At 40.8% G+C, this 21,916-nt stretch carries 22 protein-coding genes; 3 read left to right on the plus strand and 19 right to left on the minus strand.

The annotated features are described in order from the left end of the window. Positions 1 to 18: 18 nt before the first annotated feature. From minC to Q4550_RS09080, 18 genes are all read right to left on the minus strand, one after another. Positions 19 to 708, minus strand: a complete 690-nt coding sequence (gene minC, locus Q4550_RS08995; RefSeq protein ID WP_371018213.1) for a septum site-determining protein MinC — start codon at positions 706 to 708, stop codon at positions 19 to 21. A 29-nt stretch (positions 709 to 737) separates the two neighbouring features. Further along, positions 738 to 1,283 carry a rod shape-determining protein MreD gene (gene mreD, locus Q4550_RS09000; RefSeq protein ID WP_303531935.1) on the minus strand — a complete coding sequence of 182 codons (546 nt, stop codon included), beginning with the start codon at positions 1,281 to 1,283 and terminating at the stop codon, positions 738 to 740. Then, positions 1,280 to 2,158: a rod shape-determining protein MreC gene (mreC, locus tag Q4550_RS09005; RefSeq protein ID WP_303531938.1), complete on the minus strand. Its 879-nt coding sequence runs from the start codon at positions 2,156 to 2,158 to the stop codon at positions 1,280 to 1,282. The genes mreD and mreC overlap by 4 nt, the downstream gene beginning before the upstream one ends. Before the next feature lie 16 nt (positions 2,159 to 2,174). Next, on the minus strand, positions 2,175 to 3,212 hold the full coding sequence (locus Q4550_RS09010) for a rod shape-determining protein (RefSeq protein ID WP_194219395.1): 1,038 nt from the start codon (positions 3,210 to 3,212) through the stop codon (positions 2,175 to 2,177). 102 nt (positions 3,213 to 3,314) lie between these two features. Then, entirely contained in the window at positions 3,315 to 3,986 is a 672-nt protein-coding gene (gene radC / locus Q4550_RS09015; protein WP_194219641.1) for a RadC family protein, read from the minus strand. A gap of 52 nt (positions 3,987 to 4,038) precedes the next feature. Next, on the minus strand, positions 4,039 to 4,617 hold the full coding sequence (locus tag Q4550_RS09020) for a Maf family protein (RefSeq protein WP_303531941.1): 579 nt from the start codon (positions 4,615 to 4,617) through the stop codon (positions 4,039 to 4,041). Positions 4,618 to 4,866: 249 nt separating this feature from the next. Next, positions 4,867 to 5,862, minus strand: a complete 996-nt coding sequence (locus tag Q4550_RS09025) for an SPOR domain-containing protein (RefSeq protein ID WP_303531943.1) — start codon at positions 5,860 to 5,862, stop codon at positions 4,867 to 4,869. Between the two features lie 169 nt (positions 5,863 to 6,031). After that, positions 6,032 to 6,811, minus strand: coding sequence for a hypothetical protein (locus tag Q4550_RS09030; RefSeq protein WP_303531946.1), 780 nt, complete (start codon positions 6,809 to 6,811; stop codon positions 6,032 to 6,034). Further along, entirely contained in the window at positions 6,804 to 7,397 is a 594-nt protein-coding gene (locus Q4550_RS09035) for a PilN domain-containing protein (RefSeq protein ID WP_303531949.1), read from the minus strand. The genes Q4550_RS09030 and Q4550_RS09035 overlap by 8 nt, the downstream gene beginning before the upstream one ends. Next, positions 7,387 to 8,388, minus strand: a complete 1,002-nt coding sequence (pilM, locus tag Q4550_RS09040; RefSeq protein WP_303531952.1) for a type IV pilus biogenesis protein PilM — start codon at positions 8,386 to 8,388, stop codon at positions 7,387 to 7,389. The genes Q4550_RS09035 and pilM overlap by 11 nt, the downstream gene beginning before the upstream one ends. A 15-nt stretch (positions 8,389 to 8,403) precedes the next feature. Beyond that, positions 8,404 to 9,159 carry a prepilin peptidase gene (locus Q4550_RS09045; RefSeq protein WP_303531955.1) on the minus strand — a complete coding sequence of 252 codons (756 nt, stop codon included), beginning with the start codon at positions 9,157 to 9,159 and terminating at the stop codon, positions 8,404 to 8,406. An 85-nt stretch (positions 9,160 to 9,244) separates the two neighbouring features. Then, complete coding sequence (locus Q4550_RS09050) at positions 9,245 to 9,718, minus strand: prepilin-type N-terminal cleavage/methylation domain-containing protein (protein ID WP_303531957.1); 474 nt, start codon at positions 9,716 to 9,718, stop codon at positions 9,245 to 9,247. A gap of 77 nt (positions 9,719 to 9,795) precedes the next feature. Then, positions 9,796 to 11,004, minus strand: a complete 1,209-nt coding sequence (locus tag Q4550_RS09055) for a type II secretion system F family protein (RefSeq protein ID WP_303531959.1) — start codon at positions 11,002 to 11,004, stop codon at positions 9,796 to 9,798. A gap of 4 nt (positions 11,005 to 11,008) precedes the next feature. Further along, entirely contained in the window at positions 11,009 to 12,043 is a 1,035-nt protein-coding gene (locus tag Q4550_RS09060) for a type IV pilus twitching motility protein PilT (RefSeq protein ID WP_303531961.1), read from the minus strand. Between the two features lie 8 nt (positions 12,044 to 12,051). After that, positions 12,052 to 13,716: a GspE/PulE family protein gene (locus tag Q4550_RS09065; protein WP_303531963.1), complete on the minus strand. Its 1,665-nt coding sequence runs from the start codon at positions 13,714 to 13,716 to the stop codon at positions 12,052 to 12,054. Beyond that, positions 13,713 to 15,086, minus strand: a complete 1,374-nt coding sequence (locus Q4550_RS09070) for a VanW family protein (protein ID WP_303531966.1) — start codon at positions 15,084 to 15,086, stop codon at positions 13,713 to 13,715. The genes Q4550_RS09065 and Q4550_RS09070 overlap by 4 nt, the downstream gene beginning before the upstream one ends. Positions 15,087 to 15,099: 13 nt before the next feature. Beyond that, positions 15,100 to 15,897 (minus strand): PRC-barrel domain-containing protein, encoded by a 798-nt coding sequence (locus Q4550_RS09075; protein WP_303531968.1) that lies wholly within the window; start codon positions 15,895 to 15,897, stop codon positions 15,100 to 15,102. 14 nt (positions 15,898 to 15,911) lie between these two features. Further along, positions 15,912 to 17,210 (minus strand): hypothetical protein, encoded by a 1,299-nt coding sequence (locus Q4550_RS09080; RefSeq protein ID WP_303531970.1) that lies wholly within the window; start codon positions 17,208 to 17,210, stop codon positions 15,912 to 15,914. A 141-nt stretch (positions 17,211 to 17,351) separates the two neighbouring features. On the opposite strand from Q4550_RS09080, the gene Q4550_RS09085 reads away from it, so the two are divergent. From Q4550_RS09085 to Q4550_RS09095, 3 genes are read left to right on the plus strand one after another with little or no spacing between them, the layout of a single operon-like run. Further along, positions 17,352 to 17,798: a type IV pilus modification PilV family protein gene (locus Q4550_RS09085; RefSeq protein ID WP_303531971.1), complete on the plus strand. Its 447-nt coding sequence runs from the start codon at positions 17,352 to 17,354 to the stop codon at positions 17,796 to 17,798. Next, complete coding sequence (locus Q4550_RS09090; RefSeq protein ID WP_303531972.1) at positions 17,779 to 18,267, plus strand: PulJ/GspJ family protein; 489 nt, start codon at positions 17,779 to 17,781, stop codon at positions 18,265 to 18,267. Before Q4550_RS09085 ends, Q4550_RS09090 begins: the two co-directional genes overlap by 20 nt. Then, positions 18,257 to 20,074: a hypothetical protein gene (locus Q4550_RS09095; RefSeq protein ID WP_303531974.1), complete on the plus strand. Its 1,818-nt coding sequence runs from the start codon at positions 18,257 to 18,259 to the stop codon at positions 20,072 to 20,074. The genes Q4550_RS09090 and Q4550_RS09095 overlap by 11 nt, the downstream gene beginning before the upstream one ends. A 55-nt stretch (positions 20,075 to 20,129) precedes the next feature. Here Q4550_RS09095 and Q4550_RS09100 read toward each other — a convergent pair whose 3' ends face one another. Then, positions 20,130 to 21,839: a sensor domain-containing diguanylate cyclase gene (locus Q4550_RS09100; protein WP_303531977.1), complete on the minus strand. Its 1,710-nt coding sequence runs from the start codon at positions 21,837 to 21,839 to the stop codon at positions 20,130 to 20,132. Between the last annotated feature and the right edge of the window lie 77 nt (positions 21,840 to 21,916).

The raw sequence follows: 21,916 nt of genomic DNA on the forward strand, positions 1-21,916 counted from the left end.
CAACATTCCCCTTTCTGTCTACAACCTAGTCAAATTCGGTCGAACTTTAGTCAGTATTTGAACGCGATCAACGCTAATTTCAGATTGCCCGTCCTTAACAAAAGCACATTCTGCTTCATGAATACTTACTCCTGCTTGATCAGGTGGCCTGCTTATTAGTTCAGCGATTTTCAACTGAGATGGCTTCATAACAGCTGCCGTAATCACGGCATTTATATCGCCATAAGCCCCTGCATGTGCGATGCCTCTAAGCGAACCCATTACGAATATATTCCCTGCAGCCATTACGGTGCCACCAGGATTAACGTCGCCAATCAAAAGAAGGTCTCCTTCTACTTCAAGTACCTGTCCAGAACGAACGGTTCTCGAAACAGATGTTACAGTTGTTCTTTTTCGCTCTGCTTCCGCTTCACTCCGAGAGATGACATTTGAATCAATCCGATCAACCTCAAGGTTTTGCTTAGATTGAATCATGGCACGAAGCTCTTCTTCTTGTTTGTCTGTTAAATATCGATTACCCAATTTAAGGGTAACAGTAATCGTATGACCTTCCGTCTGCTGTATGTGACGAGCGGAAAGTTTTTCATCAAGTTCATTTATAACATCACGAAAAGCGCAAGAATCATCTAAAATCAGATTCAAGCCATCCTTCGTTCCTTTAATCGTAACAAAATGCTGTGTATGCTTTTGTACCATAGACAATTTCATTCACCTCAACATAGAATAATTCAACGTTGCTAAAGGAAACTCCTTCTTTTGGCCTGATTTTCTTGTCTACGGTTTTCCGATAAATCATCCAGCAACCGTTTAACAGGATAGTAAACAATAAGCAAAAAGATTCCATTTAAAAGTAATGAAGGAAGATAGCGTTTGTAGAAAAAGGAAGAGAAAGAAAGATCCGTTACATTAATTAGTGAAAATAGTTCATACACATAGAATTCCACCAATGATACGCCAAGTAAACCGAGGATAAGCGTTGTAAACCAATTCAGGTGAAATACTTTCGAAAAATAACCGATTATGTAGGCTGCAACAGACATTCCAAACATATAGACACCAACAAGATCCGTGTAGATCAAATCGTGTAATAGACCAAATATGACGCCGTAAACTACTCCATAAGCAGGGGAGAGAATCATTCCGATCATAATCACAATCACAGTAACAAAACGTGGGATTAATTGAAATTCAAATCCGAATTGCTCAGGGGCAAACACCTGAAAAACGGTACCTTCAAGAAGAAAAAGAACAAATAGCGTTCCAATTAGAAGAAAACGCCTCATTCCTCTTCACCTTCTCCGTCATCAGGCGTAACATCCTGTGCTCCACGATCGATTACCATAACATTGTTAATATCATATAAATCGGCGGCTGGTTTCACATAAGCCGTCTGAGTCGTTCCAACGTTGTCTGTTTCTACATCTACAATTTCCCCGATGACAATGCCTCGTGGAAAAATGCCTCCATTACCTGCCGTAATAACAGTTTGACCTTTCTCAACCTTTGTATCTACTGGAATTTTTGAGAACATAAGTACTTCTTTTTCAGTATCATAACCTTCTATTGTACCGAAAACGTTCTTATCTTCTTGAGTCATAGCTGCGATTCGATTCGTCCGGTCTACATCACTCACTAGCTGGACAGTCGACGAAAAAGGCTGAACGTTTTTCACTTTACCGATTAATCCATCCGGTGTGGCAACAGCCATATCAGCTTCTACCCCGTCCTGTTTACCTTTATCAATCGTTAATAAATCATTCCACCGATCTGGAGATCTTGCAATCATATTTGCGTGAAATGTTTGATAGCTAGCTAACCCGGTTGATGAATCGATGTTTAATTCGCTTTTTAAGTCTTCATTTTCCTTCTTCACTGTTTTGAGCTCTTCTGAGACAGCAACAAATTCATTAAGTCTCGATTTCAATAGCTCATTTTCTTCGTACATGTCCCTCATATCACCAATACTCTCAAATAAACCCGCTACTGAATTAGCGGGTTTATAGAAGATTGATTGAAGCCAGCCAACGGAATCTTTGAAAAATTGCTCCGGCATCGTGAGAGCATCACGTTCTTTCATAGACGTCCCAATTAACGCTACAAGAATAATGATACTGACAAGTAGTACAATGAGTCGTTTATTCGAAAAAAATTGTGGCATGCCTTACACCTTCCAACTACTTCTGTTTTGAGCGGGAAGTAATACCAGCTCTAGATTTGAACAGATGAATATTTTCTAGCGCACGCCCAGTACCAATCGCTACGCACTCAAGCGGATTCTCAGCTACAATAACAGGCATTTTTGTTTCATCGCTAATCACCTGATCCAGGTTACGAAGCAATGCACCACCACCTGTAAGAACAATTCCACGATCCATAATATCTGCTGCAAGTTCTGGCGGTGTTTTCTCAAGTGTTACTTTAACAGCTTCCATAATGCTATTAACCGTATCACGAAGAGCGCCCGACACTTCATCAGCGGATACGCTGATCGTCTTTGGAAGACCCGTTACAAGGTCACGTCCACGAATATCCATCGCTTCAATACCTTCTGTCGTTCCAGCAGATCCGATTTCAAGCTTAAGCTGTTCAGCTGTACGCTCACCAATCATTAAATTGTATGTTTTCTTCACATATTGAATGATAGACTCGTCCATCTCATCACCAGCAATGCGAATCGATTCACTTGTAACGATTCCACCTAATGAGATGATCGCAACTTCTGTTGTTCCTCCACCAATATCGACAACCATACTACCAGTTGGTTCCCAAACTGGTAGATCAGCTCCGATTGCGGCTGCAAACGGCTCTTCAATTGTATAAGGTTCACGTGCTCCAGCTTGACGAGTGGCATCTTCTACCGCTCTTTTTTCGACAGCAGTGATCCCTGAAGGTACACAAACCATCACGTTTGGCTTACGTGCGAACACAGAACGGTTTTTCTGTGCCTGTTGAATAAAATATTTCAGCATTGTAGCCGTCGTTTCAAAATCAGCAATAACGCCATCTTTCATTGGACGAAGTGCAACGATATTACCCGGTGTGCGTCCAATCATGTTCTTTGCGTCGTTTCCGACTGCTTCAATAGAACCTGTATCTGTACGAAGTGCCACAACTGATGGCTCTCGAACAACAACACCTTTTCCTTTTACATATGCCAGCGTATTCGCTGTACCTAAATCTATTCCCATATCTCTTGAAAATCCACCAAACATTTATGTTAAATCTCCCTTCAATTCAAGCAAAACTCATAAATATGATTATACTGCATCAGTATTGAAAACGGTAGTGGGAATACGTGCTATCCCACGTCCAATTTATACATACCCTTTTTCTTTTAAACTAATAAACTTCTGATCTCCAATAATAATATGATCTAGCATATCAATACCAAGCATTTTGCCACATTCTGCAAGACGTTTTGTCACTTCAATATCTTCTCTGCTCGGTGTTGGATCACCGCTCGGATGATTATGAAAACAAATTAATGAAGCGGCCGACCGCCTAAATGCTTCACGAAAGACCTCACGCGGATGAACAATCGATGCGTTTAGACTTCCAACAAAGACAGTTTGACGATGCAGTACCTGATTCTTCGTATTTAAGTATAAGCAAACAAAATGTTCTTGTGATAGGAAGCGCATGTCTTCCATCACATAATTCGCACCATCTTCAGGAGAACGAATCGTATAGCGTTCTTCTAATTGAAGGCGGCTAACTCTTCTACCGAGCTCCATCGCTGCGATTAGCTGAACCGCTTTAGCAGTTCCAACGCCGTTTAGAGACGTTAACTCTTCAATACTTGCATCTTTCAGAAGTCGAAGTCCTTCAAAGTTCTGTATAATGCGATAAGAAAGCTGAAGCACTGACTCCTGCTTTGTTCCTGTCCTGAGGATAATAGCTAATAATTCTTGATTAGATAAGGTCTCAGGACCATCCTTCATCAGACGCTCTCTCGGGCGCTCTTCTTCAGGATAATCTCGAATCATTAAAGGGGTTTTCAACAACACGCTTCCTCCCTGGATTCATCTTCATGACTGACTAACGCTGAATCTCCGGAACAATTCCAAACGCACGAAGCTCTCGTAGCGTTTTCGAAATAGGAAGCCCTACCACACTATAATAATCACCATGAATTCGCTTCACAAAGGCGGCACCGAAACCCTGTATGCCATAACCTCCCGCTTTATCAAAAGGCTCTCCTGTATCAAGATAGTTCTCAATCTCCTTATCTGTTAACTCCCAGAATTCTACTTCAGTTGCTTCAAAGAATTGGGCACTTCGTTCACTGGATAGAATAGCCACACCTGAATAAACGACGTGAGATCGTCCTGATAAGGCTTTAAGCATCTGCCTCGCATGCTCGCGGCTATCAGGTTTTCCAAGGACCTCATGGTCGAGTGTAACAACCGTATCTGCACCTAGCACGACAGCATCTGAAGTATTTGTATACACTTCATTTGCTTTCCCTAAGGCAAGCTGTTTCACAAGTTCTGAAGGTGGGACAGATTGAGAGAGATGCTCTTCAAAGCTGCTAACGATAATCTCAAATTGGAGATTCATTTGATCTAGAAGTTCTTTTCTTCGTGGAGACCCTGAGGCTAAGACGAGGCGCTTCATTTTACCACCCTTTTTGTAAATGATTCATAAGTGGGAAAAGGGCTTGATAACAGCTTATCAAATCCCTTTTCTTTCCACAATTTAATTTTCTAACGTTCCTCTACATTTTTCGTTTTCTTTCGTTTCTGTATGTGCATACAGTTTAAATTTGTTTAATCTTATTTTAATTCGTTAAGAAAAAGTCGTTAGGGAGGGTCGCTCCCAATACTCATATCGTACCGTTAATTGAGAATCTCCGCAAATAACTGATTATTTCAACCTTTCCACTACGTCTTGTAAGGCTACCATCCCATCTAATAAATGCTGCTGAACAACCCATAAAGACGGTACTGTTTCCTCAGAAGCGTACATTTCAAGTTCCTCCAAGGCACTGTTCAGACTTTGTTCAAGCTCTTTCCCGCCGATTTCATCCCACTCTTTTCTCCCCGATCCACTCTCATTCCAGGCTTCAACTTCTTTTTTTATGTCACTCATTTCAGCTTCTTTCAGCTTTCCATCAGATAATGCAACAAGATCTAACGTCGTTAATTTTTCGAGCAATGATTTGCCTTCCTTCAGATGACCCGCCATTTCGTCACTCACAGATGCTTTCTGACCATCAATTGACCACACCTTCTTATAGACATCCTGTCCTTTTCCTTCATAATAAGCCCCAAGTGCATCCTGTCCTTCAGCAGAAGGAGATACACCTATAAACAAATAGTATTTCTCTCCTTTAAAAATAGCTGCCGGAAATCCATTCTCTTTCAACTTGTCTTGAAACTCCTTCGCAGATTCCTCTGTTTCATAAGCTCCAGATTGAACTACGTGAAAATCTAATGATAAGTCCAAATCCGTGGTCGTTGTAGCTGCTTCTTCATATCCATCATCTATCGTCGCCACGCTATCCCCACTGAATACCATTAATAAACCAAATCCAAATAAAATCCCAAGAATAATAGCAAAAGCAGCGGAAGCCACCACTTTCTTTTGTAATGTAATAATAGGTTTCTTATTAACTAAGTGTTTTTTCTTTTTGCGTCCGACTGGGAGCCTTGGACTTTTCTTTTCATAAAAAGCACCAGCTTTTTTTTGAATGTGCCTCTTTTTAAGTTCTACTATCTTCCTCGAATCACGCCGTTCGGGTAAAATCCACTCAAATTCCTTCTCCTCAGCTGCTGCACTTTCTTCTTTATGTGTTTCGGGAGGCTCGCTTTTCTCCTCATCATTTAATCGAATTGAAATCGTCCGTCTCTCCTTATCCATAATCATCCTCCTCGGTACCAGCTTGTACTACAGTCTATGAATTCTGACGAAATACTAGAACTGCAAATACTAGAGTAGATCCGGATAATTCAGACGATAAAAAGAAGCCTTTGTTAACCGACAAAGGCTTCCCCCACTTGCTATATCACTTCTCATTATAAGAACATCATTACTCCGAAGCTTCTTCTTTATCAATCTTTTCATACAATGGATTGTCTTTATCTGCAGGCTCTGGATAATCAAGCGATGGCGTTTGCTCTGCTAAATCCGTTAAGGTTGGTATGTAAAAAGTAGCTACATCAGCCGTATATGTTAACTCATTTTTCTCAGCTTCATCTAACAACACAGCATCCGTTTCACCTGTAAAAGAAAGCCCGCTGATCACCGCCATACGCGGTAAACCTTCAATCGATTCAAGAAATGTTCGAAGCGAAGAATAATTATCCGAAACCATCGCCATACTCACATTCACAGCCTGAATCCCATCTGGAAGCCCCGGCAAGGCGTCTGCCGACTGCGATTCCGCTGACTCTGCTTCATCTTCAGATACCTCCTCAGGAGCATTATTTTCTCCGCTTTCCACTGTTTCTTCTTCTGAAGCCTCTTCCGCATATTGCTCTGGATTTAGCACCTCGTCGACAAAATCAAGCTGTTTAATATTACTTTTTGAAACCAATTCCGCTTGATTCAAATCAAGAACAAACTGGTCAACAAGCGGTTTCACAGGCACCATTTTCTGAAGCGCATTAGTATCATAGACTTCTTCCTGAGTGCTCGTTTGTTTTTCTTCAAGAACAGCGATAAGCTCTTTATTCTGACTAACCTGAGATTCGAGCCGTTCTACTTCTCCTTTTTGTGGAAGAATTGAAAACATAAAGAACAACACAAGACCAAGAAGAGGGATGAGAAGACCAATAGACGTTAACAAATTTCGCGTCCTGTTATCCATTCTCTTCTTCCTCCTCTTCATTCACTCTTAAATTCGATTTATTAATAACGATTTCGTAATCTGTTATATATCGAGGCAATATGCGACTCTCGGTATCTACCGTTTCTTCTGTGAGATCAGCAGCGGATACTGTTAAGAGACTTGCTGCTTGAACATTTCCTGATTCATTTAGTTCATTCAAATATTGGGACACTTCCTTCATCTGATCGAACTGTACAGTTAATGTTACCGTTTCACTACCATCAAACTCATAATTCATAAAGTAGCCACGTTCAGGAAGGCGTGCAACAAGATCATCAAGTAACGCTACAGTTGAGAATTGCACCCCATCAAGCCAATCAACATATTCCTGAAGCGTTTGTCCAGATGAAACAGTACCAGCTTCCGATGCTTGTAAAGCTGCTACAAGATCAGTAGTTTTTTCAAGTCGGTCTGTTAACGTTTCCTGTTCTGCTTTTAATTGAAAAGAACTATACATCATCCAACCAAAAACAAGAAGAAGAACGGCCCCTGCTGATATCGGAATGAGCATAAAGGAAAAGGAGCGCTTTTGTTTATTTGGAAGCAGGTTAATATCAATTAACATTCTTCCACCCCTTTAATGCCAGCCCATACGCACCGAAGAATGGGAGCGGAAGAACATTCCCTTCCTCATCAACAATGGCATGTTCATTTGCATACTGTACAGCTGTACCGACGACCGTTTCTAATCTTTTTTTAAACAATGGGATTTCAGGAAAATCTCCTGAAAGAAAAACACGCTGAATCGTTTGTCCACTTTTGTTCATCGAATAGTGATAGAAATTGATCACTCGTTCGATTTCCGTTACACTTTCCTCCACGGCATCGATTAATTGTTCACGTTCACCTCGCCACTGCATTTCACTTTTAAATCGTGAAGTTTGCGTCACTTCCCAGTTCATATGCGGTGTATCCATTAACACCTGGCGAATAAAGGCTGGTTTGTGCTGATAAAAAACGCTCACATTAATCGATTGAATGCCGCAGTTTAGAAAGAGCGAGGGCTGCTGTGAATCAACCTGATCTGTATAATAGTACATTCTATAGAGGGAAAGGGCATTCACATCGGCCGCTTCCGGATGTAGAGCAACCGACTCTAAAATAGAAGAAAAAGCCATCACAATATCCTCCGGTGCAGCAAAAAGAAGAATTTCTTTTTTCTCACCCGATTCACCAATTAACTCATAATCAAAAACCGCATTCTGAAAAGGAAGCATGATGCTTGCTCCGATTTCAAGGTACAGGTAGCCTTTAATGTCATCGTTAGAAATGGCCCGTGGAATCTTCTCATGACGGAGAACAAGATAGGCATCGGGGACAAGAAAAAAAACCCGCTTCCCTTTAATACCCCACTCTTCTACACACTCTTCTAAAATCACAAAGAGCGTATCACGCTCAATGATTTTTCCGTCCTCAACGATCCCTTTAGGTAAAAACCGTTCCTGATAAGAACGAATTCCCATCGTGGAAGGCGCGAGCTCTACCATCCGAATCACATGATCATGCAGAATCAAACTAATCTGCTTTGTTTTTGGCTTGAAATTAAAAAGGCCCATCGTCTATTCCCTCCATCATGAAAGAAAACTAAAATACCAGTGCAAGATTTGTTCGCCATAAAAATACGTTAAGATCGCGCCAAGCGCTATCGATGGTCCAAATGGAATGTGCTGCTTTCGCTTTACTCTCCCAGTCGATAGCGCTGTTACGCCAATGATCGTGCCACATAAAGTAGAAAAGAAAAACACAAGAAGTAATTCCTGATAACCAAAGACGAGCCCTAGCACTGCGAACAATTTAATGTCACCGCCGCCCATTCCCCCTTTACTAATAACAGCAATGAGAAGGAGTAATAAAAACCCTCCAGCCGCTCCAATAAAAGGGCTGTACCACGGATCCATTGGAACAAGAATTCGACCAACAATAAAGTAAGCGGCAAAAAAAAGTAGAATACGATCTGGAATAAGCATATAGGTGATATCTGAAACAAAAATAATCACAAGAAGCGAAATCAATCCATACGAAATGATCAATTCTTTTGACCATCCCACCAAAAACGGTGCAATCGTAAAAAGAAGCGCCGTAGCGAATTCAACACCGGCGTATATCGGTGAAATACGTGACGCGCAGCCTTTGCATTTCCCGCGCTGGAATAAATAAGAGAAAACCGGCACAAGCTCAAGCGGTGAAAGCTCTCGTTCACACGTTGGACAGGATGAGCGCGGGGCCACAATCGATCGTTTGACAGGCACACGAAGACCTACAACATTATAAAAAGACCCAAGTGCAAGCCCAACTAGAAATAAATAGCTATGTAAAATGACCCCCATATGTTTCATCCTTCTTCGAAAGAGTTTAATAGATTTAAAAAGCGGTATGTAGTAGGAAGAAAACCCTCCTGGGAGGGTTTTCCAATTAGTTAGAACCTTGATTTGTTATTGTTCCCTTTAGTTTTACGTCATCTCTTGTCATGGCAGTAACGTCTACACCACTCACATAAGTTCCAGTAGCACCAACAAGCGTGATAGTGTATACGGCTGATTTCTTAGAAGTACTAGTATCTGCAGGGAAAGTGACCACTACTTTAGATTCGTCAGCTTTATATGCACCAGAGTTGCCAGGAGATTCTGGTGCTCCTTCTAAATATCCTTTACTAATAAGCGTATCCATTGTAAATGTTTTAGTACCTTCACCGTCTTGTGCAATAGCCATTCTAGCCGCACTTGCCATTTGCTCTGCATTCGCAATATGAGCATCTTTCTTTGAGTTGTCAATCAAACTACCAATCGCCGGAATTGCAATCGCTGCAATAATTCCTAGAATAACGATAACCACAAGCAATTCAATTAACGTTAAACCTTTCTCATTCTTCAAATAACGTTTCAACATCTTTTTTCCCCCTTGGTTTCTGTTTTTCTGTTTCTCTTCTAAGTATGATTTCCCATGGTGTCTTTCAAACTACTTTTCTACCCCACATTGTTGTAGATTTCAAACATCGGTACGATAATGGCAAGAACGATGACGCCAACAATACTAGCGAGGAACACAATCATAAGCGGCTCAATCATGGCTTTTAAGCGATCGGTTGCGTTTTCAACTTCGTCTTCATAGAAGTCGGCAACTTTCGCTAGCATCGCATCGAGTGAACCCGTTTCCTCTCCAATGGCGATCATTTGCGTGACGAGTGGAGGAAAAATCCAGTGTGCTTTCATTGGTTCTGTTAATCGTTTCCCCTGCTCAAGCGAAGTTCTTGACTCACGCAGTACCCTCACCACCACCTCGTTTCCTACAACCTTTTCCACGATCGCCATCGACTGCAGAATGGGGACCGAACTTGAGAAAAGAGAGCTTAACGTGCGCGTCATTCGCGCAAGTGTCGCCTTTTGTAAAATTTTTCCGAAAACCGGCATTTTTAGTATAGCATAGTCGAAATAATACTTACTATAACTTTTTTGTCTAATTATAGAAATCAATCCGACTATTGTCACAATTACCAAAATTATGAGCCACCAATACACTTGAACGACGACACTTGTACTCATCACAAACTGCGTAATGGCCGGTAAATCACCCCCTAAATCTTCTAACATATCCGCAAAAGTAGGCACGACGGATGCTAATAAAAAGATCACAACACCAATAGCGACGACCCCGACAATGACGGGATACGTCATCGCAGAAATGACTTTTTGCCTCGTCTTATGCTGTTTTTCAAAATACTCCCCAAGACGATCGAGTGCTTCATCCATGCCACCGCTCACCTCACCGGCATACACCATATTTGTAAACATGGGCGGAAAAACCTTTGGATGCTTTGCTGCAGCTTCCGAAAATGGATTTCCTGTACGGAGTTCTTCTTCAATCGCTTTTAACGCCTTTCCGAGCGCTTTGCTTTCCGTTTGCTCAGCTAAAATGGCCGTGGAGTCTACAATCGAAATACCAGCCCGAAGAAGTGTTGCAAACTGCCTCAAATACACGACAAAGTCGCGTAATTTCACAGGGTTACCTATCGAAATATCTTTCGCAAGAACAGAAGCCTCGACTTCTTGAATTTCCATCACGGCAATCCCTTTTTCACGAAGAGCAAGAATCACGTCGCGCTTCGAATCACCCGGCATGTTTCCTTTCTTTACTCTTCCTTTCGTTGTTTTACCAACGTATTGAAATTGACTCATCAGTCTACTCCCCCTGTAAATACGGCTCAGCAGCTTCTCGCAAAATCGCATTCTCACTTAAAAGCTGTTTGATTGAGCTTTCAAGCGCGATCATTCCCGCTGCTCGACTTGTCTGAAGTACATTTGGAATTTGATACACCTTGCTGTCACGAATTAAATTCGCTACAGCTGCGTTATTCACTAGCACTTCAAACGCGGGTCGTCTCCCTTTACGATCCTCCGTTGGGAAAAGACGCTGAGACAAGATACCAACGAGCACAGATGCGAGCTGAACCCGAATTTGGGTTTGCTGACTCGGAGGAAACACATCGATGATGCGATCAATCGTCGCTGAAGCATTGCTCGTATGAAGCGTACCAAGAACTAGGTGGCCTGTCTCGGCGGCCGTGACAGCAGTTTGAATTGTTTCGAGATCACGCAGCTCCCCGACAAGAATCACATCTGGATCTTGTCTTAAGGCAGCGCGAAGGCCATCTCCGAAATTTTTCGTATCGGATCCTACCTCTCGCTGATCAATGACACAGCTACGGTGTTTATGTAAATATTCAATTGGATCTTCAAGGGTAATGATATGCTTTTGCACCGTATGATTCATAAAGTTGATAGTCGATGCAAGCGTTGTTGATTTTCCGGATCCTGTTGGCCCCGTCACCAAAATGAGACCCTGTGGTTTAAGAGATAACTTCTTCATAATTTCAGGAACGTGCAATGCTTCCATTGAAGGAATATCAGTCGGCACAATTCTGATCGCGAGACTAATACACGAGCGCTGATGATAAGCATTCATTCTGAACCTCGAAACACCTGGCATGCTATATGAGAAATCGAGATCTCCCTTTTCAGTAAACGTATCCCACAGTCCTTCTGGAATTAAGAGCTTCGCCATTTGTTCGGTCACATTGGGGAGAAGCGATTCATTTCCATAGCGCTTCAAATCCCCATTCACTCTCACAATTGGCGGAACCCCAACTGTAAGATGTAAATCAGAGGCGCCAAGTTGAAAAGCCGCTTTTAAAAGCCTGTCCAATTGCTCCTTCATATTCTCACCTACTCATTGAAAGCGACGCGAAGAACTTCTTCGGTCGTTGTTAGCCCGTGCTTCACTTTTAACAATCCATCATCGATCAAGAAAATCGTCCCCTTTTTGATCGCGTACTGACGGATCGATGTCATCGATTCGTTATTCATAATTTTTTTTCGGATCGCATCGTCCATTACAAGCACCTCTTGTAGTGCGATCCTTCCTTTGTATCCTGTCATATTGCAGTTACCGCAGCCTTTTCCTCGAGTAATAGTCGAGATCGAAATGCCGCGCTTTTTAAAGATCTCCTTCTCACGCTCTGTTGCTTCTTCCTTAGTACCACAATCACGGCAAACTCGCCTTACAAGGCGCTGTGATACAATGCCCGAAAGAGAGGCAGCTACGAGAAAGGGCTCGACTCCCATATCTATTAATCTAGCAATCGTTGCGATCGAATCGTTTGTATGAAGCGTACTTAGGACTAAGTGCCCTGTTAAAGAAGCACGAACCGCAATCTCCGCTGTTTCTGTATCACGAATTTCTCCAACCATAACGATATCCGGGTCCTGCCTCAGTATAGAACGAAGTCCTTTCGCAAACGTAAGTCCTACGTTGCTGTTCACTTGAACTTGATTAATTCCTTCGAGACGATATTCTACAGGATCTTCAACCGTAATAATATTCGTTTCTTCCTCATTAAGGTGATTAAGCGTCGCATAGAGAGTAGAAGATTTACCTGACCCCGTTGGACCAGTAATCAAAATAATTCCGTTCGGCTGCTCGACCATTTTACGAAACCTTCGATCATTAATGGGATGAAGATCAAGCTTATTCAGCTGATTTAACGTACTGCCCATATCAAGAACACGAAGAACAATCTTCTCTCCATAAACGGTTGGTAAAGTCGAGACCCGCAGATCAACCGGTTTTAAATTTAAGTTCACTTTAATACGGCCATCCTGAGGGACACGGCTTTCCGTAATATTAAGGTTTGCCATGATCTTAACGCGTGCAGTGAGCACTTTTTGCATATGCTTCGGTAAACTTCGCTCTGTTCTTAGCTGACCATCCACCCTATAACGAATTTGAAGCTTCGTTTCTTGAGGATCAAAATGAATGTCACTTGCACGATTTTGAACCGCAAACTGAATGATCTGATTCACAAGTCGAACGACAGGTGATTCTTCATCCGTGATTTGCTCTTCCTCAAGATCTTTCCGTTCTCCCGGTAAGTCACTCAATAGTTCATCCATTGAATCATCAATTTCGTAATATTTACTTATAGCTCTTGCAATATCATCCGTAGTAGCAATCGCTCTTTCAATAAGAAAGCCCGTCGAGAGTCTTAAATCGTCAATCGCAAAGAAATCCATTGGATCCGACATCGCGACGTAAAGCCGACTATTCTCAATCTTAAGTGGAATAAGGTGATATTTTTTGACAATATCCTTTGGGACAAGATCAATAACATGTTGCTCAACAGGATAGTTATATAAGCTAACATGTGGAATACCGAGCTGAAACTCAAGTACTTCAATTAACTGCTGCTCTGTAATCGTGCCCTGCTGAATTAAAGCATCACCAAGCTTCAAGCTACTAGGTTTTTGAGACAACGTTTCTTCTAGCTGTTCTCTCGTAATAGCATTAGATTCAATTAGGAGGTCACCAAGGCGTTTCTTTGTTTGTTTCAACCCTCTTCCTCCTTCTGATACTCTAAGCCCTTTATCACTTCGTCCTCGTTCCCTTTTCCATCCTTGTTCTCAGAGGGTTCATCACTTTTATCACCATCTATTGGATTACCATTTTCATCTACTGAGCTTTTCTCATCGATTTCTTTCCCATTCTCTTTTTCACCCTCAGATGAACCGTCATCATCTGACTGGGTGTCTTCAGTTTTTTCAACAACTGGTGGCTCTGGATAAGCCTTTTTCTCAATTCGATGAATTGGAGAATAAAAGTCTTCAATCATTTTTTCCTTCTTAATTACGCGATTATCTTGATCAAGCGTCTCTCGATATGTCGTAATCAGATAGCCGAGCTTACCTTCCTGGATAATCGTTTTCTCATTCCCGCTTAGCGCTTCAGAATATTGAATGATTGTATCTGGTTCGAGTTTTTCCTTTTCGACAGATGGTTGATACGTTAATGGAAATGGTGGGCCATAAAGCGTAACGATGAGATGATCCTTATCCCATTTAAATTCAAGATTATAGGACGACTCATTCGGATTATAGAAGCTGAAATCTTGATTTGTCATATTGATGGAAGCATTTAATCCTAACTCCCCATACTTTGGAAGCTCTAGCGTCGTATGTCGTTCTTTTAGCTCAAAATTTGAATGGAGCAGAACTTCCATAATCGCTGATGAGAAGAGATTCAAACTCTCTGTCGCTTTTTCAGTGACACTCGCTTCCCTTAACAACTCCTGCAGAGAAAAAGGTTGCTCTGGCTCAATCGTCACGTTCTCAAACGCCTTCGCTAGATTCGGAACGAGAATGAGGTCCTCCTCGCCCTCCACCTTACTCTGAGCGATTTTTTCGATATCGTTAGCAGTAGCGTAATAATTCGCTAAATCGATTGAAATGTCATCTCTTTCAAAGGTAGACGCATACCCTGTCAGCACTTCTGAAAGTAAAGGTAAGCTAAAAAGATCAGCATTCACACCCATTTCGGAAATAAGTTCTGTCAGGTGTTCTGTGTTAATGGTAACGATAAGTGGCACTTCGATTGCATCAGTGGAAGCCCTCGCGTCCACTGTTTCATTTGTTTGAAACGTCCAAAGCTCTCCAGGTAATGTGATGTTCTCTGAATCATGCTGTAAGGAGAGAGATTGAGACGACTTCCACGCCTCTGCTTCTTTATTGATTTTCTCTTTAGCCTCAGCTGGCTGCATTCCAGATACAGAAACGCTTCCGATTAGCGTGTTCTCTGGAAACGTATTTTCTCCAAAAACCGTTTGATAAGAAGAGGTGCCAAGGATCGAAAAAGTAGAAATAAAAATAGTAGATACGACAACAAGTCCTGCTGTTTTCATCAACCCTTTAAGAGCTATCTCGCTCATCTCCTACGCACCCCTATTCTGATACATGCATGGACATTTCAACAACAACACCTACACCAGTGTCCTGGGCTGTAACGATTTGCTCCCGACTCAAAATAATCCCCTGTTCAAAAAGAAGCTTTCCATCGGAACCATAAATATCTTTTAATAACGTCTTACCTTCTAATAATTCAATCTGCTTTTCCTTGAAGTCAGAATCTTCATCAACACTAGGCTGCGCATAGTTCGATAGTTGCTCTGACTCAGGGACTTTTGCTTCTTCCGTACTCTGATTTACATCAGCTACTTCTATACTCTGCGAATCTTCCTCTCCAAGAAATGCTTCTGGATTCTCCGCAACGTGTTTGAATGCATCGATTGCAACGATGAGAAGATCTTTTCCGAGCGTAATAATATGCTCTGTTGATAGAAAGTGTTCGGCGTCTTTATTTTTAAACTGAAGACCAAGAATTCGACCAGTATGATCATCAAGGAAAAACTCACTTACTTCCCCATGGAACTGACCACCACGGTCAATAATCTTAGTACCAATGATACTAATTTTCTTTTTGACTAATTCATTTGCAATCGGAATTTCTGAAAGATCAAAGATCGCTTTCTCTTCTTCAATCATTACAGCGTATTCTCCTACACCGATTACCTTACGAAATGGAACAGCTTTTACACTCACATCCCAGTCCGGATGGTCTACGGTTAGAAAATCAATTGATTTATCTGCGGCATTAATGACAAGTGACTTTACATGCCCAATTTCTGAACCGCTTTGAATGCTAATGATCGGAAGTCCTACTACCTGATTGCTTTTTTTCATCTGTGATCACACACCTATTTCATCATTTTGTTCTGAATCATCGACTGAAGGTAATGAATTTCTTGCTCGAGCAGTGGATACTGACAGCGAGTCTCCATTTCATTTAATAATGCTAGTACTTCATTCCAGCTTTCTTTTTGCATAAGATAGTCTCTATACTCAGCCGCGACCGAGAAATACATCACATCGTCGAGCTCACTGCTGAGAAGCTGCTGGGTCATTTGTTCATACTCTTTTACAAAGCCGCTTTCTTTGTAATTCTTTGCTTGATCATGAAGTAAATCAAACATGCGAGAAGCTACTTCTACTGATCGCTCAACAGCTTCATCACTATTATCAAGATTTACTTGTTCTTCTTCCTCATGCTCATCTTCGATTAAATCAAGCTGTTCTACTATCAATATAGAACTTTCATTCTCTTCCTCATCTAAAACCTTTTCTTCCATTCGTTGAACCTTCCGCTCTTCTTCTTGAGAAGAAATATCAGATAGCTCTTTGCGCGTTGGTGGATCCTTTTCATCAACGACTTCTTCAGCTAGATCAGGATGTTCTTTGTTCTCAGAACCTACTTCTTCTTGCTCAGCTTCACGAATGAAATCTTCGAAAAATCCGTCAAGTTCTTCTTCCTCTTCCTCAACCTCTTCTTCCTCATAGACCGTTTCCATTCTTGCTGAAAAATCAATGTCTTCCATTTCTTCTAGCTCACTTAGTTCATCTTCTGTAGGAAGAGTTTCTTCCTTATCGTTCTCCTCTATATTCGCTATGTACTGGTTCACTTCTTCAATCGACTCAACCTTTTCTAGTTCTTCGTCCAAGGTCTCAGTTGATTCCTCCGTCTCTTTCAGATCGTCTTCCATTTCGTCTATTTGATCAATCTTTAAAAATAGTTCATGTTCTGTTGACTGTTCTTCATCAATATGACCGGTTCTTTCATCCGTTTCTACGTCATCATCTTTCTTTCTACTATTATCGTCACTTTCTACTGTATCTTTAATAGATTTCGTCAAAAAAGACGATTTCCCCTCACGATTTGTTTCTTCCACATCCATCGCAACACTTGTCTCACTCTGAACCTGAACAAATAAGTAATTGGCTTTCTTCCAAAAAAGATACATAAACCCACATGCACAAAGGAAAACAAGTAAGATTGCTAGTGGGAGAGGGTATATTCCCTTTACCACTAGTAATAGCATGCTTAATAACACACCCAATCCAGCCACCCATGTTTTTTGTATGATGGTAAGATTCATAGGAACGAGCGTCAGAATAAGTAAAAGCAAACCTCCACCGATTAAAGCTAATACAAATTGCACTAGCTTAACACCTCCTCAATAAAAATATTGTCAATATTTCACAATAAAAAGAAATTTATGTAGTTTATTGTATAATAGTATTAGTAAATTGGAAACAACACTATTTTTTTCCAACTATTCTTTTACATAAGGGGGAGAGTCGTGCTTAATAACGAAAAAGGTTTTACTCTTGTCGAAATTCTCGTCTCACTGACTCTATTAACAACAATCGTTTTAGCCGCTTCTTATTTTTTTTCGCAATCAAATACAATATCGTCCTATAATAATCAAAAATTAGTTGCCGTGAACCTTGCACGCTCTACTCTAGAGAGAATTCAATTAGAACCATCTTCTTATATTACGAACGGCATAGCCGGAAGCCCTTATTCCTTTCAATCTTGCCAAGCGTCTGGGGGATCTAGTTGTCAAAACTATCGTGTATTAATTAACAATCATGAATATGCTATCGACGTTGCCCTCAGCCAGGATAACAATGAAAAAGATTTAAAATTAGTTGATATACAGGTGGATGTTTCTCTCACTTCTTCCGATAAATCTATTAAAAGCACAGTCGAGGGGTATATCGCGAATGATTCCATACTTCCATAATAATCGAGGAGTTACACTACCAGAAGTTCTGATTACACTCGTTCTCCTTTCAATCGTTTCAATCGCTATCTATTCCTTTCTTTTTAACGGGCTTCACTCATATGAAAAAGTGAAAACAGAAACAGCTTTTCGTGATGAAGCTGATATTGTGATGACCTCGTTTATAAACAAGCTTTATCCAGTTAAAGAAGTAGAAATTACAAAAAGAGAGTTTAAACCTGCTAAGGAAATCTATCTCTTGACAATTAATAACACTACAACAATTGGCTTTAAAGAAGGGAAGGCACTGTTAAATGGTCAGGTAGTGAATGCCGCTGAGTATGATTTAACTGGCTCCAAAATTTCTGAGCCTTCCAAAGGGCAGTTCAGAATTACAATTCATATTACGAAACCCGACGTTGACTTCGCCAAACCTTTAACACTCGAAAGTCAAATTGGGCTATTAACGGAGGCCGCTAATGCACCATAATCATATTCGAAATGAACACGGTTCGAGTCTCGTACTTGTATTGCTTGTTACGCTCATTTTTACCGTGCTCGGTCTCTCTTTACTTAGCGCGACTGTCAACGGGACGAAGCGAACGGAATTAAGAGAAGACGACGTGCAAGCAACTTATGTAGCAGAAAAAGGCGTTGATGAGATCGTCCAATCCATCCAAACAGACCTTCGAAACGGACTTGGTACGTCCGGTAAATCAATCGCTGAATTTAATACCTTAATTGACACAACAATCAAAGGGCACAAATCTCCAACTTCTATCAATCATCAAACTGGAACTTCTGTAGCCAAAGTTTTAAATTTTAGCACCGCTACAAACGTATTGAGACGCGTAATCGAAGTGGAAAGCACCGGAACAGTGAACGGTGAAACTGAAACGATTCGCAAAACGTTAGAAATTGGACCCAACTCTGTTCCCGATGTTTTGCGGTATGCCCTCGGGACGTACACGGTTTGTCAAAGACACCAAAACTGTGATGTTCAAGGGGAAGGGAATTTATTTCTTCACGGTGGAGTTTCGATTCAAGGCGATATGAAAGTGGATGGGAATTTAATCACAACTGATCAAGGATATGCAAGTTATAACAGAAAGGATTACTGGATTGATACTTTCTTACCGACGATCCAAAACATTTCAGACCCTTCATCGAAAGCTAAAATGGTTCTTGGTGGAAAAATCATCAATTTCACCCATAAACCGACTTATCAAAACCATATCAATCAGCCGAACTTTTCTTCGAGTAACTATCACTTAGTAGATCCAGAAGAAGCTTTTCAAGGTAACGACTACCCAATTATCGAAAAGCGCGAGCCCATTAGAGACCCGGTTGATATCGGGGATAGTGAGAGCTTATATAAATATACTCTCTCTAGCAGTTCAATAAACGGAGAAGCTATTACCAAAAAAACTTTCTCCTATAATAACTTTTACAATTTCTTTGGAACTTATATAGACGCAATCATTCGTAATACAAATATGCCAAATGATAACGTATATCCATACTACTTACATAGATACAATAATGGACAGCAGAGAATTTATGAGTTTGATCTAATTACATTCACAGGAAATAATAATTTCAAACGTTTTAGTACAGCCGGCAATTTAAAATTAGACGGGGGTGATACATCTTACAGCAAGACACAATCCAAAAATGGAATTTACGTAGGTAACAATTTGACGATTGGAAATTCTAGCTCATCAAATAATATTAATGATTACGATAAATTAAAAGTTAGTGGCCCTTTCTATGTAGGAAAAGACTTAAAAATAAGTGGAGCAAACGTAGAATTTAACGCATTGATTTACGTGAAAGGCGATGTAACAATCGAATACTCTGTGCTAAAAGGACTAAATGAAAATGGTACTAACGGTTCTCTAATCGTTTTCGCAGAGGGAGATATTAATATTCGAAATAACTCGCTTTATGAAGATAATCCAAGCTATATCCGCGGCTACTTCTATTCTGGAGGCGCATTTGAAATGTTTGGTGTTGGATCTAACGTGAATATCGATGGAGGAATTTCAGCTAGAAGGATCGTTTTAAATGCGGTTAAAGGAAAAGCAAAATCTATAGATCCACGTAACAATCAGTATAAAGAATACGGAGATGGCTATGGCTATTTCCAACAAAAAACTTACCAAGAAAATCAGCCATCGCGCCTTAAAATCACTTACAACCCTACGATCATTAAAACTTATTCCGACTTAAAAACCGAAGAACCCTTTGTTAAGAACATTGCTGAACCCGTCCCCATTGAGCGTTCAAAAAAGTGATTCTCACTAAATACCCCCGTTCTTCACAATTCGTGAAGAACGGGGGTTTTCTTATTTATCCAACATAGCTCGCAACGCGGTTTCGCCCCTGCTGCTTTGCTCCAGTATACATTGCTCGATCCGCATTTCGTATCAACGTTTGCGCATCCTCTCCCTGATCAGGAGCCGTAGCCACACCAATACTAGCCGTTACGTAAATGACCTGGCGATTGCCGTTATCGAGATCATTATAAATTTCAAATGGACGATCCGCGATGGAGCATCGTAAGTCTTCTGCTACTTGAACACTCTTCTTATGAGAATGATTTTCTAGCAGAACGACAAACTCTTCTCCACCAAATCTTGCAACTGTACCTCTGTCTCCAATTTCTTCTTCAAGTCGATTCGCTACCCCACAAAGCACTTCATTACCACTATGATGACCAAATGTGTCATTCACTTTTTTGAAATGATCCAGGTCGAGCAGAATGATAGAGAACGGATCAGGCGTTTCGCCAAAACGCTTGTATTTCTCATCCAATAACTCCCCAAAAAACCTGAAGTTGTATAAATTCGTTAATGGACATCGTTCACTTCGCCTTTTCGTCTCTTCATAATGTCTAGCATTATCAACAGCCACAGCTAAATAGTTAGCTAGTATTTGCAGGACAAGAATGTGATGCTTCTCGTAAGAACGGACGCGGTCTGAAGCAAGAGTAATGATGCCTACAACATTTTTATTCCGCTTCATTGGGACGGAAATGACCGAGTTAGCAGCGTCAGAAAGCACGCCTTCCGTAAGGTTCTTCCACTGAGAACGCTTCGTATACAAGCGGCTTCGTCCGCTTCGCCACACCCTTGAACTGATTCCTTCCTGATAAGGGCTACTTTCCTCTTTGGATACAATGCCACGCTCTTTTTCATATCGCTTAATAACTGTCAATCGTTTCACATGTTCGGCATCCATAATATAAGCATAGTCAACAACGAACATATCTTTTACTTCATTTAAGAATAAATTTAATATTTCATCTGTATCGAGAGATTGGGTGATTTGCTGACCAATCTCACTCGTTTGCTGAAGAAGATTGTTAATTTTTTGGCTTGAATAATACAGCCTGAGCATAAGAGAAGCCAGTATAAAAGGTACGCCTACAAAGAAAATAGCGACTGTGCCTAGATAGGTATGTAACATATATAGTAAGAACCCAACAGGAAGAGTCACCCCAGTGGATATCGCTTCCCAGAGCATATCTTTACCAAAAAATTTAGTATCAGCTTCTTTGTAAATATAAATTTTTAAAAAATGTAGGAGAATTTGATTTACAACAATAAGCGATAAGATGTATGCAATTGAAGGAACGAGCTGCGTAATCGCATCACCAGAGAATTCACCTACTGAACCACCGAGTAAATAGAAAAGTCCTCCGGAAAGGAGTGAAACAAGCATAAACATCAGCATGTTAACAGGATAACGATGACTATCTTTTTTTGTGACACGTAAGTTTAAAAGAAAAACGAGTATCGCTAACTGAGTTAAGATCATTTCGATAAATAGACCATACCTTAAGAACACAGCAAGCGAGATCCCCTGGATAAAAAAAAGGTCAGTCCCCTTTACATTAATCGGCATCATAGCTACAACAGCAAGAAGCACAAACAATGCAAGAACATCTGCCCAATTCCCTGATAATACAGGAGGAAAGAAATAGAACGTTGCAAAAATGAGTAGTGGCCAGAACAAAAGCCATACCAACCAAACTTTACGTTTCATTAATGCAGTCAATTGTTTCCCCCTCCATCTTCCAAACCCAGGAAGAATATTTTTCCATATTAATGTGGTTAAGTTCTATTTTAGCAAAA

This window comes from Anaerobacillus sp. 1_MG-2023 (assembly GCF_030547345.1).
Classification (GTDB): domain Bacteria; phylum Bacillota; class Bacilli; order Bacillales; family Guptibacillaceae; genus Guptibacillus; species Guptibacillus hwajinpoensis_B.